The organism is Gordonia sp. HS-NH1, from assembly GCF_001418765.1.
Taxonomy (GTDB): Bacteria; Actinomycetota; Actinomycetes; order Mycobacteriales; family Mycobacteriaceae; genus Gordonia.
This window is the reverse complement of sequence record NZ_LIYC01000001.1, coordinates 382,690-394,810: the sequence shown is the minus strand read 5'-3', so window position 1 is coordinate 394,810 and position 12,121 is coordinate 382,690. Positions and strand designations below refer to the sequence as shown.

16 protein-coding genes are annotated in these 12,121 nt (G+C 68.2%); 10 read left to right on the top strand and 6 right to left on the bottom strand.

Going from position 1 to position 12,121, the window contains the following annotated elements; translation table 11 throughout:
* Positions 1 to 6: 6 nt before the first annotated feature.
* The gene (locus tag AMD30_RS01710) at positions 7 to 498 is read right to left on the bottom strand and encodes an SRPBCC family protein (protein WP_055474508.1); all 492 of its coding nucleotides are present in this window, start codon (positions 496 to 498) and stop codon (positions 7 to 9) included.
* A 141-nt stretch (positions 499 to 639) separates the two neighbouring features.
* Between AMD30_RS01710 and msrB the strand changes: the two genes are divergently transcribed.
* The 5 genes from msrB (at position 640) to AMD30_RS01685 (ending at position 3,702) form a co-directional block, all read left to right on the top strand.
* A complete protein-coding gene (msrB, locus tag AMD30_RS01705; RefSeq protein WP_055474559.1) occupies positions 640 to 1,134 on the top strand; it encodes a peptide-methionine (R)-S-oxide reductase MsrB in 495 nt (164 codons plus the stop codon).
* The gene (gene msrA / locus AMD30_RS01700; protein ID WP_055474507.1) at positions 1,131 to 1,679 is read left to right on the top strand and encodes a peptide-methionine (S)-S-oxide reductase MsrA; all 549 of its coding nucleotides are present in this window, start codon (positions 1,131 to 1,133) and stop codon (positions 1,677 to 1,679) included. Before msrB ends, msrA begins: the two co-directional genes overlap by 4 nt.
* 123 nt (positions 1,680 to 1,802) lie before the next feature.
* A complete protein-coding gene (locus AMD30_RS01695) occupies positions 1,803 to 2,186 on the top strand; it encodes a TA system antitoxin ParD family protein (RefSeq protein ID WP_010842694.1) in 384 nt (127 codons plus the stop codon).
* Positions 2,183 to 2,758, top strand: coding sequence for a zeta toxin family protein (locus AMD30_RS01690; protein WP_055474506.1), 576 nt, complete (start codon positions 2,183 to 2,185; stop codon positions 2,756 to 2,758). Before AMD30_RS01695 ends, AMD30_RS01690 begins: the two co-directional genes overlap by 4 nt.
* On the top strand, positions 2,755 to 3,702 hold the full coding sequence (locus AMD30_RS01685; RefSeq protein ID WP_055474505.1) for a PfkB family carbohydrate kinase: 948 nt from the start codon (positions 2,755 to 2,757) through the stop codon (positions 3,700 to 3,702). The genes AMD30_RS01690 and AMD30_RS01685 overlap by 4 nt, the downstream gene beginning before the upstream one ends.
* 22 nt (positions 3,703 to 3,724) lie before the next feature.
* Here AMD30_RS01685 and AMD30_RS01680 read toward each other — a convergent pair whose 3' ends face one another.
* Positions 3,725 to 4,357, bottom strand: a complete 633-nt coding sequence (locus AMD30_RS01680) for a flavin reductase family protein (RefSeq protein WP_055474504.1) — start codon at positions 4,355 to 4,357, stop codon at positions 3,725 to 3,727.
* Between the two features lie 92 nt (positions 4,358 to 4,449).
* On the opposite strand from AMD30_RS01680, the gene AMD30_RS01675 reads away from it, so the two are divergent.
* Together AMD30_RS01675 and AMD30_RS01670 are read left to right on the top strand one after the other, a co-directional pair.
* Positions 4,450 to 5,181, top strand: a complete 732-nt coding sequence (locus AMD30_RS01675) for a tyrosine-protein phosphatase (protein ID WP_084817176.1) — start codon at positions 4,450 to 4,452, stop codon at positions 5,179 to 5,181.
* Positions 5,174 to 5,488 carry a DUF2470 domain-containing protein gene (locus AMD30_RS01670; RefSeq protein WP_010842699.1) on the top strand — a complete coding sequence of 105 codons (315 nt, stop codon included), beginning with the start codon at positions 5,174 to 5,176 and terminating at the stop codon, positions 5,486 to 5,488. The genes AMD30_RS01675 and AMD30_RS01670 overlap by 8 nt, the downstream gene beginning before the upstream one ends.
* A gap of 17 nt (positions 5,489 to 5,505) precedes the next feature.
* Here the strand turns inward: AMD30_RS01670 and AMD30_RS01665 are convergent, their stop codons facing one another.
* Positions 5,506 to 6,513, bottom strand: coding sequence for a LacI family DNA-binding transcriptional regulator (locus AMD30_RS01665; RefSeq protein ID WP_055474503.1), 1,008 nt, complete (start codon positions 6,511 to 6,513; stop codon positions 5,506 to 5,508).
* Positions 6,514 to 6,679: 166 nt separating this feature from the next.
* Between AMD30_RS01665 and AMD30_RS01660 the strand changes: the two genes are divergently transcribed.
* Together AMD30_RS01660 and AMD30_RS01655 are read left to right on the top strand one after the other, a co-directional pair.
* The gene (locus AMD30_RS01660; protein ID WP_055474502.1) at positions 6,680 to 7,867 is read left to right on the top strand and encodes an acyl-CoA dehydrogenase family protein; all 1,188 of its coding nucleotides are present in this window, start codon (positions 6,680 to 6,682) and stop codon (positions 7,865 to 7,867) included.
* 148 nt (positions 7,868 to 8,015) lie between these two features.
* Entirely contained in the window at positions 8,016 to 8,699 is a 684-nt protein-coding gene (locus AMD30_RS01655) for a GAF and ANTAR domain-containing protein (protein WP_055474501.1), read from the top strand.
* Between the two features lie 33 nt (positions 8,700 to 8,732).
* Here AMD30_RS01655 and AMD30_RS01650 read toward each other — a convergent pair whose 3' ends face one another.
* Positions 8,733 to 9,179 (bottom strand): STAS domain-containing protein, encoded by a 447-nt coding sequence (locus AMD30_RS01650; protein WP_055474500.1) that lies wholly within the window; start codon positions 9,177 to 9,179, stop codon positions 8,733 to 8,735.
* A gap of 442 nt (positions 9,180 to 9,621) precedes the next feature.
* On the opposite strand from AMD30_RS01650, the gene AMD30_RS01645 reads away from it, so the two are divergent.
* Positions 9,622 to 10,479 (top strand): SigB/SigF/SigG family RNA polymerase sigma factor, encoded by an 858-nt coding sequence (locus AMD30_RS01645; RefSeq protein ID WP_055474499.1) that lies wholly within the window; start codon positions 9,622 to 9,624, stop codon positions 10,477 to 10,479.
* Here AMD30_RS01645 and AMD30_RS01640 read toward each other — a convergent pair.
* Both AMD30_RS01640 and AMD30_RS01635 read right to left on the bottom strand, forming a co-directional pair.
* Entirely contained in the window at positions 10,469 to 11,647 is a 1,179-nt protein-coding gene (locus tag AMD30_RS01640) for a zinc-dependent alcohol dehydrogenase (protein ID WP_055474498.1), read from the bottom strand. The two genes, AMD30_RS01645 and AMD30_RS01640, sit on opposite strands and share 11 nt — an antisense overlap.
* A 2-nt stretch (positions 11,648 to 11,649) precedes the next feature.
* Positions 11,650 to 12,102 (bottom strand): hypothetical protein, encoded by a 453-nt coding sequence (locus AMD30_RS01635; RefSeq protein ID WP_055474497.1) that lies wholly within the window; start codon positions 12,100 to 12,102, stop codon positions 11,650 to 11,652.
* Positions 12,103 to 12,121 lie beyond the last annotated feature (19 nt).

Genomic DNA, 12,121 nt, shown 5'->3' with positions numbered 1-12,121 from the left:
CCGGCATCACCCGCGCTCGGCGATCTCCTTGATCGCGGCGAGGGTGACCGGGATGCCCGACAGCGCGGCGTCGCGGCGCTGCTCGAGTTGGGTGTCCGCATCGTCGCCGTACCGCTGCGCGAACAGCTCGAAGCCGGCGGGTTGCACAGCCCAAGACTCGGTCAGCGTCGTGCCGTCGCCGTCGGGGGTGATCGTGTACGACCAGCGCACCGCGTTCTCGTTCACCATCCACGCGAACTCGCGGGGTTCCTCCGCGACGACGACCAGCGATCGCGTCTCCCACACGCGGTCGGGGGTCTCGTTGCGGCCGTGGAAGTAGGCGCCGACCTCGGGCCCGGTCGCCGGTTCCGCCCACCAGCACGCCTTGCAGATCGGGCTCCACTCGCCGGTGCGACCGATGTCGGTCACCAGATCCCACACCTGCTGCGGCGTGGCGGCGATGCGAACGGACTCGGAGTGGGTGAATCGAGCGGTGCGGTCGTCGTGGCTGGTCGTCATGGGCCCTTCCTGAGATTCGCGTGTGCATCGATCCTATGCAGTGGTCACGGGACCAAATCCGAGCGTCATGGTGTTGTGCACGGTGACGCCTCCGATGCACCGTCGATCGACGGAGCCGGAGCGCGTCGGCAGGAGGAGAACGTGAGCAACACCTACCGCAAGACCCCCGAGGCGTTGAGCCGCCTCACCGACGTCCAGTACCGCGTCACCCAGCGTGACGGCACCGAGCGCGCCTTCGACAACGAGTACTGGGACAACCACGAGCCCGGCATCTACGTCGACGTCGTGTCGGGACAGCCCCTGTTCTCGTCGACCGACAAGTTCGACAGCGGGACCGGGTGGCCGAGCTTCACCCGGCCCATCGATCAGGACGCCGTGGCGACGAAGGTCGATCGGAGCCTGTTCATGCGGCGTGTCGAAGTGCGGTCCGCGGGAGCCGACAGCCACCTGGGACACCTCTTCGACGACGGGCCCCGCGACGCGGGAGGCCAGCGATACTGCATGAACTCGGCCTCGCTGCGGTTCATCCCGGCCGCCGAGCTCGAGGCCGAGGGGTACGGCGAGTACGCCGTCCTGTTCACCGGCACGAACAGCGCCGATTCCCGCACCACCGACACTCACGAGGAGAACGCATGACGACCGACACCGGCCAGATCACCGTCCGTCCCGGCACCGAGACCGCGGTCCTCGCGGGCGGATGCTTCTGGGGCATGGAAGACCTGATCCGCAAGCAGCCCGGAGTTCTGGGCACCCGGGTCGGTTACACGGGCGGGCAGAACGACCACGCCACCTACCGCAACCACCCCGGGCATGCCGAAGCCGTCGAGATCGTGTTCGACCCGACGCAGACGACGTATCGCGAGATCCTCGCGTTCTTCTTCCAGATCCACGACCCGTCGACGCGCAACCGGCAGGGGAACGATGTCGGCACGAGCTACCGCTCGGCGATCTTCCCGGTGACACCGGAGCAGGAGCGGGTCGCCCGGGACACCATCGCCGACGTCGACGCGTCGGGACTGTGGCCCGGCAAGGCGGCCACGACGATCGAGGAGCTGGGCCCGTTCTGGGAGGCCGAGCCCGAGCACCAGGACTACCTGCTCAAGTTCCCGAACGGCTACACCTGCCACTTCCCGCGCCCGGGATGGGTGTTGCCGAAGCGGGATGCGGCGTCGTCGCGGTGACGCGCAAGACCGGCTGAGCGCACCGGCGCCCGTCGGCGGTCGTCCGACGACGACCGTCGACGGGTTCGTCGGCGTATGCTGATGCGATGTAGCACTCTGCTACACATGCGCGGGAGGTCTGCGATGAGCACCGGTACGGACAAGGTGACCCGGCTGTCTGCCGCATTGGTGACCGATGCCGCCCGGGAGGGCGCGCGCGAGCAGCGGTCGGCGCGGCAGCAACTCGAACACTGGGCCCGTCTCGGCCGCAGCGTCTCGCAGCGCACCACCGCGTCGCGTCGGCGGGTCGAGGCCGCGCTGGCGGGCGACTTGCCGGGAGAGGTGTTGACCGCCGAGGAAGCCGTCGTCTACGACGCCGAGATCGACGCGCACCTCGAAGCGCGACTCGCCACCGACGACCACGTCGTTCGTCGTGCCTCGGAGGGGTTCTCCTCGGTCGTCGTCGATGACGACGGACGGCTAGTCGAACACCGTCCCGACGGGACGACGGTCATCCTCGGCCGGTGACACCGCGGCTCGACCTGGTCGTCGGGTGTGACGGCGCGGGAAAGTCGACGCTGGTCGAGCATCATCTGCAGCCCTTGCTGCACACGCCCTTCGTGAACGCCGACCTGATCGCCCGGCAGAAGTGGCCCGACGCCGCGGAAGCGCATTCCTACGACGCCGCCCGGTTGGCGGCGGCCACCCGGGACAACCTCATCGAGACCGGCACCTCGTTCATCGCCGAGACGGTCTTTTCGCATCCATCCAAACTGGAACTCATCGAACGTGCGCACGCCGCCGGCTACCGAGTGGTGCTCCACGTCGTGATGATCCCCGAGGATCTCGCGGTTCATCGCGTCCGGTTGCGCGTCGACAGCGGTGGGCACGCGGTCCCGGAGGTCAAGATCCGCGAGCGGTTCCGGCGCCTGTGGCCGCTCGTCCGCACGGCCATCCTCCGTAGCGAGCAGGCAACCGTGTACGCCAACGAGCGACCGACCACGCGCATCGTCGCGCGGTACGTCGACGGTATGGTCGCGGGCATGCCCGACTGGCCGGACTGGACGCCGGATGCGCTGACGCGTTCGGAGCCACGATGACTTCCCACGATCGAGCGACCGGGCTTCTCGTCGTCGGCGCCGTCAATGTCGATCTCGTCGTGGAGACCGACCGATTGCCGGGTCCCGGTGAGACGGTCGTCGGTCCGACGGTGACTCGGCACGGCGGCGGGAAGGGCGCGAACGCCGCCGTTGCCGCCGCGCGTGCGGGTGCCGAGGTGCGTTACTGCGGCGCAGTGGGTTCCGACGACATGGGTGCGGGCGCACTCGACGAACTACGGGACGAGGGCGTCGACGTCACCGACGTGGCCGTGCTCGAGGATGTGTCCACCGGTATGGCGCTCATCGTCGTCGACCCTCGCGGAGAGAACCAGATCGCGGTGGGCGCCGGCGCGAATGGCCTGCTGACCGCGGACGTCGTCCGTACTGCGGTTCGCCGGGCGGGCGGCTGGGCCGGGTGTGTGCTCGTCAGCACCGAGATCCCGGCCGACGCCGTCGCCGCGGCGGTCACGACGGCGGCCGAGCGGGGTCTCCGATGCGTCGTCAATCCTGCCCCCGTGCCGGCGTCGATGGTCGACCTGATGGGGTCGGCGCCGGTGTTCACGCCCAACTCGTCGGAACTTCGTGACCTGCACGCGTTGATCGACGACGGTCGGGACGCCCCGGAGGTGCCGGCGGCCGAGCGGGCAGTGGCGGTGGCCTCACGTACGGGTGCACCCGTACTCGTGACCCTCGGTGCCGAGGGTGTGCTGATCGCGAATCCGTCCGGCGACGTGCTCACCCTCCCCGCCGGGCACGTCGACGAGGTCGTCGACACGACCGGAGCGGGTGACACCTTCAACGGTGTGTTCGCGGCCTCGCTCGCCGCCGGTTCGACGGTCCTCGAGGCGGCGAAGCGGGGTGTCGCGGCGGCCTCGCTGTCGGTCGGCGCCGTCGGCGCCCGGACCGGGATGCCGGACGACGCGGAGATCCGCCGCGCGGTGTGAGGCACACCCGTCGACCGGGCGGTCAGCGCGTGGCGGGTCTCGGTCGCTTCATGAATCGGTGATGGTCGTCGCTGGGCAGGAAGTAGTCGCCCTGCCCGCCGGCTCGCAGGAGGGGTCGTGCCCCGGCCGTGTCGAAGGTCTGGTCCTCGCGCAGCAGGCCGGTCGCGATGTGGATCTTGACGACCTCGCCCAGGACCATCCAGGTGTCGACGAGTTCGTCTGCGGCCGTGCGCAACTGGAACGACTGGGTGACGCGGCACTCGAAACCGACCGGGCTCTCGGCAACCCGCGGCGCGGCCACGAGGTCGGAGGCCAGCGGGGTGAGTCCCGCGGCCTCGAACTCGTCCTCACCGGCAGGGATCGCCGCCGAGGTGGCGTTCATCTGTTCGCCGAGATCGTCGGTGGCGAGGTTCCACACGAACTCTCCGGACTCCCTCGCGTTGGCGACGGTGTCCTTGTAACCGACGCTGGCGAAGCCGACGATCGGCGGGGTGTAGTTGAACAGGTTGAAGAAACTGTAGGGCGCGAGGTTGCGCACCCCGTCGGCGGTCACGGTGGAGATCCAGCCGATGGGTCGCGGCGCGACGATCGCGTTGACCGGGTCGTGCGACAGCCGATGGCCCTGCAGCGGTTCGTAGGAGTGGTAGATCGTCACCGTCGCAACGGTACGTCAGCGGCCCGACGTGCCGCCGCCTGCGTAAGGTGAGGTGCGGTCGACCACTGCGCACTTCGACGATCGGGAAAGCTGTGACTCTCTCCTCCGGCCCTGACCTGCGGACTTTCGCCAACATCCGGGATCTGGGCGGCATGCGGGTCGCCGGCGGCGGCATCACGGCCGCCAACGTGCTGATCCGCAGCGACGCCCCCTATCCCGACGACGAGGACCCGGTGGGCATGCCGTGGCCGCCGGCGACCGTCGTCGACCTGCGCGACCCCACGGAGCTGGGCCGGATGGCCGTCACCTGGCCGGCGAATGTGCGGGTGGTGCATCGTCCGGTGTCGTCGGGCGCCCGCGTCGACCGGCTCGCCGACACCGCTCTCGTCGACATCTACACCGCCATGATGCGGACGGGCGGCCACCGGCTGACCGCCGCGCTGAACGAGTTCGACCTCGACGGGGCGACTCTGGTGCACTGCGCGGCCGGCAAGGATCGCACCGGCGTGATCATCGCGATCGCGCTGCTCCTGGCGGGTGTCGACGAAGAAGCGGTGATCGCCGACTACCACCTGACCGAGGCCGGTATCGCGGGCGTGTTCGCGCGTCTGCGGTCCCGCAAGCGGATTCCGGCGGGCACCACCCTGGAGGCCCCCATCCTGCGCACGCCGCGGGAGGCCATCGAACTGGTCGTCGCCGACGTGACCGGCGCCCGCGGTGGCGCCTGGGGATGGTTCGAGGCGCAGGGCGGCGACGTCGAGCACTTCCGGCGGTGGGTCGAGAAGTTCGTACGCGCCGAGGCGGGGGAGGCCGCGCGTGGCTGACGAGAACATCTCGGAGACGGCGCAGTTCGCCCCGGACGTCGTGGCGGCCGTGCTGGCACACATGAACGACGACCACGCCGATGACTCACTGCTGATCTGCCGCACCCTCGGCGGCCGCCCGGACGCGACCGCCGCCGTGATGACCGGGTTCGACCACGAGGCAGCGACTTTCGACGTCTCCGTCCCCGACGGGGTGGTCGGCGTGCGCCTCGCCTGGGATCGACCGGTCCGCGATCGCGCCGACGTTCGCGTCGCGGTGGTCGCGATGTTCCGTGCGGCGCAGGAGCGTTCGGGCGCCCCGTCCTAGGCAGGCGTCGGGGCGCGTCACGTACTCTTGCGAGCGATCAATTCCACCGGCAACCGGCGGGATTCGACGTCGCGTCCGATGGTGAGGTCGAGGAGACCGCGCACCGCGGTCTCGCCGATCTCCCGTGCCGGAGACCGGACCGTCGTCAGCGGGACGGGAAGCTGGGCGGCCACCGGGATGTCGTTGTAACCGATCAGGGCGAGGTCATCGGGGATGCGCAGGCCGAGGTCGCGTGCCCGGCCGAGGACTCCCACCGCGATCGTGTCCGACACCGCGAAGATCGCCCGTGGGCGGTCCGGACGGTCGAGCAGTGCCGCGCCGGCCGCGGTGCCGCCGTCGACCTCGAAGTTCGACGCGACGATGCGGTCGTCGGGGAGCGTGATCCCGGCGTCGTGCAGCTCGGCGGTGAATCCGCGGAGGCGGTCGGTCGCCGTGGTGGCGTGACCGGGACCGGCGATGACGGCGAGGTCGGTGTGTCCCCGATCCAGGAGATGGCGGGCGGCGATGCGCCCGCCGCGCTCGTCGTCGCCGCCGACGAAGGGGAGTCCGGCATCGGCGTGCCGGGTGAGCGTGAGCAACGGCAGGTCGGCGATCCGCAGGGACTCGACGAAGTCGCGACCCGGCCGGTGCAGTCCGCTCAACAGCAGGCCGTCGACCTGCCGGCCTACGAGGAGTTCGATGGCGCGCCGCTGGGCGGCCTCGTCGTCGGGCGGGCTCGACAACAGCACCGAGTACCCCGCGCGAGTGGCGGCCTGCTCGATTCCTTGGTACGTCGTGGCGACCACGCCATCGGTCAGCCGCGTCATCACGACCCCGATCGTGGTCGTCTTTCGGGTTCGCAGACTGGCCGCCCACACATTCCGCTGATAACCGAGCTGGTCGGCGACCTCCCGTACCCTCAGCGCCGACGCCGACCAGCCGTCGGCCGGCTCGGGCTGACGGAGCACCCGCGACGCCGTGGACACGTGCACGCCGGCACGCCGCGCGATCTCTTTCAGCGTGGGCGCGCGCTGACCACCGACCACGCTGTTCCTCCCTCTGTCCGGTGCCCTCTGTCCGGTGCCGCGGCCCGGGTTCGTGCATTGACCGACGACGGCAGAACACCTACCTTAGGCGATGCAAACGTTCGTGCAAACGTTCTCGCGGCGGCGTGGGTCCGCCCGGTCGCCCGACTCTCGACGGAGGTCTTCGATGTCCCGCCCCAGTACGGTGCCCCAGCTCTTCGCCCTGGACTCGTTGCTCGACGCCGACGAGATCGCCATCCGCGAGAACGTGCGGGACTTCGCTGCGTCGAAGTTGCGCCCGCACATCGCCGACTGGTTCTCCGAAGCCCAGCTGCCCGTCCGCGAGATCGCCCGCGAACTCGGTGAGCTCGGCGCGCTGGGCATGCACCTGGACGGTTACGGCTGCCCCGGGATGAGCGCGATGTCGTACGGGCTGGCCTGCCTGGAACTCGAGGCCGTCGACTCCGGAATCCGGAGTCTGGTGTCGGTGCAGGGGTCGCTCGCGATGTTCTCCATCCACCACTGGGGGTCGGAGGAGCAGAAGAACGAGTGGCTGCCGCGGATGGCGGCGGGCGAGGCGATCGGCTGTTTCGGCCTGACCGAGCCCGACTTCGGCTCGAACCCGTCAGGCATGCGCACCCACGCGAAGCGCGACGGCGAGGACTGGGTGCTCAACGGGACGAAGATGTGGATCACCAACGGTTCGATCGCCGACGTCGCCGTGGTGTGGGCGCAGACCGATCTCGCCGACAGTCCCGGCGGCATCCGCGGATTCGTGGTCCCCACCGACACGCCGGGCTTCTCGGCGCCGGAGATCACCAAGAAGATGTCGTTGCGCGCCTCGGTCACCTCGGAGCTCGTCTTCGACGATGTCCGGCTCCCCGCGTCGGCGATGCTGCCCGGCGCGGAAGGCCTGCGCGGTCCGCTGACCGCGCTCGGCGAGGCGCGATTCGGCATCATCTTCGGGGCGATCGGCGCCGCTCGCGACTGCCTCGAGGTCGCCATCGACTACGCGCAGTCGCGCGAGGTGTTCGACAAGCCGCTGGCCGGATACCAGATCACCCAGACCAAGATCGCCGACATGGCGCTCGAGGTGGGCAAGGGCCACCTGCTGGCTTATCACCTCGGTCGGTTGAAGGACCGCGGCGAACTCACCCCCGAGCAGGTCAGCGTCGGCAAACTGAACAACACCAGGGAGGCGATCGCGATCGCTCGCGAATGCCGAACGATCCTGGGAGCGAACGGCATCACCCTCGAGTACCCGGTGATCCGGCACGCCAACAACCTGGAGTCGGTGCTCACCTACGAGGGGACGTCCGAGGTCCACCAGCTCACCATCGGCCGCGCACTCACCGGAGCGTCGGCGTTCCGCTGAGGGAGACCTGATCGCTCGCACGGGATCGGACGGCTGCCGCCGGGCGCCCACGGGGAATCGAACACTGGGCTACGTTTGGTTCAGCACGTCGAGAAACGCGCGTCCGCGACCGTTGCGTTTCGGGTCGGGCGTCGGAAGGAGCTCGACCATGACCGATCGGTCTGACGAGGACGTCCACCGCAAGATCGCGGAGCTGGCGCGTGAGCTGCACGGAGACGACTCCGACGAGCAGGTCGCCAAGACGATCGTCGAGAACGCACTGGTCGACATTCCCGGCGTCGAGTACGCGGGACTCACGGTCGCCACCCGGCGGAGATCGATCGAATCGTTCGGATCGACGCACGACGTGGCCGATGTGCACGACCGGATTCAGGCGGAACTCGGTGAAGGGCCCTGTATTTCGGCAGCGATCGGTGACCGGATCGTTCGCGTCGACGACCTCGAGAAGGAGACGCGCTGGCCCGGGTACCTGCGCCGGGCGCTGGCCGAGACCCCAATCCGCTCGGTGCTGTCGTTCCAGCTCTTCGCCGACACGACCGCGATCGGTGCGCTGAACCTCTTTGCCGGCCGACCGCGGGCCTTCGATCTCCATGCCGAGGACATCGGCGTGGTCTTCGCGACGCACGCCGCCCTCGCCTGGAACAAGGTGAAGAAGGACAACCAGTTCCACAGCGCCCTGGCCAACCGGGATGTCATCGGCCAGGCCAAGGGCATGCTGATGGAACGGTTCGACATCGACGCGGTCGCCGCGTTCGACCTGTTGAAGCAGCTGTCGCAGGAATCGAACACGAAGCTGGTCGAGGTGGCCCGCCTGGTCACCACCAACCGGTGACCCTTCGAGGCTCCTCGCACCTCCGGGGGTCGGTTACTCGGGGACGGTGAATTCCATCGTGCTCGGACCGACCCGATCCTGCGTCAAGGCGCGCCCGGCGTCCTCGATCGTCTCGAAAACCTTGACATAGGGCGCCATTCCGCAGAGTTCCAGCGGACGGGTGACGGTGCGACCACCGACGACCACGACCGGGATGAAACGGCGGCCGGCGTCGTCGATGAACGAACGCAGGAGCACCAGCCCGACGGTTCCGAAGAAGTTCAATCCGGAGAAATCGAGGACGATGCCGTCGACGGTTCCGCTGCTGACACGGTCGAGTGCGGCGGCGAAATCGGCCGCCGAGTCGCGATCGACGCTGCCCGAGAATCCCTGCACGCAATAGGAATTCGGTGAGACAAACTGGCGCGAATGTGCCTTCGCCTCGGGTTCTTGAGTGGGATCGAATGCTGACCGAAAAGTGGTCGAGGAAGTGAGACTCATGGTGTTCTCGTTTCAGTAAGATGCGTCGTGTGGCCGACCGTCACCTCTTGGGTCGAAAGCGTTGCTACTCCGGCGAATCGAAGCGGAGCAACCCAAGTTCACGAATGTCTGTGTGCAGAATTGACCGTGATGGTGGGAAGCGATGAGGCCCTGGGCGCCTGTCACTTGGAACGCAGCTTCTACCTGAACCGCATTTCCCACCCTACGTTGCCGACGCAGTAGGTACAAGGTTGTGCCGAGTTCGGCGGCTTTTGTGCGGTGCCTTCCTGCCACACGGCTGCTCTGACCAGTCCCGGCCCGGCGCAGCTGGACGCAGTCGGGAGACCGTGGTTGGCTGGACTCGGATATGCGTCGAAACCGGTGCGCACATCATTCCTGTTTCGGATGCGACACGAGGTCTGCGCATCGAATCTCGAGCTGTATGCGAAGTCTGGTGGTGAGAATGGCGTCGGGTGACCGGGGCGATCACGACGACTACAGCGATGTCCTGCCGTCTCTCCGCGCGATGCGCGACGAGGTGGACGACGATCGCCGTACCCGGCTACGGGAAGACGTCATCGCGAGGTGTCTGCCACTGGCAGACCATGTCGCCAGGCGCTTTTCCGAACGCGGCGAGCCCATCGACGATCTGCGTCAGGTGGCGCGGATCGGGCTCATGCACGCTGTCGACCGTTTCGACGTCGAGCGCGGCAACAACTTCCTCGCCTTCGCGGTGCCGACCGTCATGGGGGAGGTGAAGCGCTACTTCCGCGACAGCACCTGGTCCATCCGGGTGCCTCGCCGGGCGCAAGAGGCCTCCCTCAACATCGCCAAGGCGAGTGAGGAGTTGCTGCAGTCGCTCGGACGGTCGCCGCGCCCGAGTGAGATCGCCCAACACCTCGACCTGCCCGTCAGCGAGGTGATCGAGGGGATGGTCGCGCGGTCGGCCTACACCGCGAGTTCGATCGACGCCGAAGCCGGCTCCTCGACCGACGGATGGACTCTGGCCGACACACTCGGCGACGAGGACTCGCGCCTGGAGCTGGTCGAGGAATTCGTGACGCTGCAGCCGGCACTGGAACGGCTCACCGAACGAGAACGCACGATTCTCACGCTTCGATTCTTCAAATCGATGTCGCAGAGTGAGATCGCACGCGAGGTGGGCATCTCGCAGATGCATGTGTCGCGATTGCTGACACGAATCATCGAGACCTTGCGCGCAGAGGTCGTCGTCGAGGGTCCGGACGGCGACGACGTGCAGGCCGATGCCGGGCGTGCCGCCACCAAGGGCCGCGGCACGCCTCCGGGCGTCACGGCTTGAGGATCACCTTGACCATGCCGTCCTTCTTCTGCTGGAAGGTCTCGTAGGCCTGCGGGGCCTCCTCCAGCGGAAGTTCGTGGGTGGCGAAGGTGTCCACGCCCAGCGGATCGTCGTCGGTGAGCAGCGGCATGATGTCGTCGACCCACCTCTTGACGTTCGCCTGACCCATGTGGAGCCGGATCTGCTTGTCGAACATGGTCAGCATGGGGAGCGGGTCGGCCGCGCCGCCGTAGACCCCGGAGAGCGAGATCGTCCCGCCGCGCTTGACGATGTCGATCGCGGAGTACAGCGCACCCAGCCGGTCGGTGCCCATCTCGGACATCGCCTTGCGGGCCACCGCATCCGGTAGCAGTCCGACCACGCTCTGCAGCGCCTTGTTGATCGGTGATCCATGGGCCTCCATGCCGACGGCGTCGATGACGGAATCGGTGCCCAGGCCGCCCGTCAGGTCGCGGATGGGATCGCCCACGTTGTCGACCGCGTCGAAGTTCACCGTCTCGACGCCACGGGCCTCGGCCCGTGCCAGCCGTTCGGGCACGCGATCGACGCCGATCACCCGCGCGCCCTGGTGGGCGGCGATACGGGCGGCCATGTCGCCGATGGGGCCGAGACCCAGCACGGTGACGGTTCCGCCCCGCGGGATCTCGGCGTAGGCCACGGCCTGCCAAGCCGTCGGCAGCACGTCCGACAGGTACACATAGCGCGAGTCGGGCTTCTCCAGCGGCACCTTGATGTGTGTGAACTGGGCCTGGGGCACGCGGAGATACTCGGCTTGCCCGCCGGGCACCGACCCGTAGAGCTGCGAGTACCCGAACAGTGCCGCGCCCGTCCCCTGGTCGGTGACGCGGGTCGTCTCGCATTGCGTCATGAGACCGTCATGACAGAAAAGACATGTGCCGCAGGCGATCTGGAATGGAATGACCACCCGGTCGCCGACGCGGAGATCGCCGGTGTCCTTGCCGACCTCTTCGACGATCCCCATCGGCTCGTGTCCGAGGATGTCACCGGCCTGCATGAACGGGCCGAGCACTTCGTACAGGTGCAGGTCGGATCCGCAGATGTTGGTCGAGGTGATCTTGATGATGGCGTCGGTGGGCTCGATGATCTTCGGGTCGGGCACGGTGTCGACCGACACCTGTCGTTTGCCCTGCCAGGTCACTGCACGCATGCTCAGGCCTTTCCGTCGTTTCCTCGACGACTCTCGTCCTGCATCTCTTCCAGGCGGTCGTCGCGTCCTCGCTCCCGCTTGCCGGCGTGTTCCACCGGGAAGTCGTGGAAGCGCTCCTCGTACCGTTCGGCTTCCTCGGCGGTCGTCTCCGGCTGGATCGGGTCCTGATGGGCCCGATCGCCGTCCCTGGCCGCGCGACGTCGAAGCAGGACGCGGCTGCTGATGAGCAGGCCGATCGCCAACAGCCCGACCAGGACGGCGCCGATCGCCAGCCACACGGTCGCATCGCGGTCGCCTGCTCCGGCGGCGATCGCGAGGCCTGCGAGCACCAGCATGAGTCCGACGCAGACGAAGCCGAGGAGGCCGATGGCCTTCAGTCCTCGTGACTTTCGTGCCGGGCGGCGGGCGATGGCCTCTCGTGAGGCGATTTCTCGTTCGGGTGTCAGATCTGGCATGGTGCACTCCCTGCGCTGT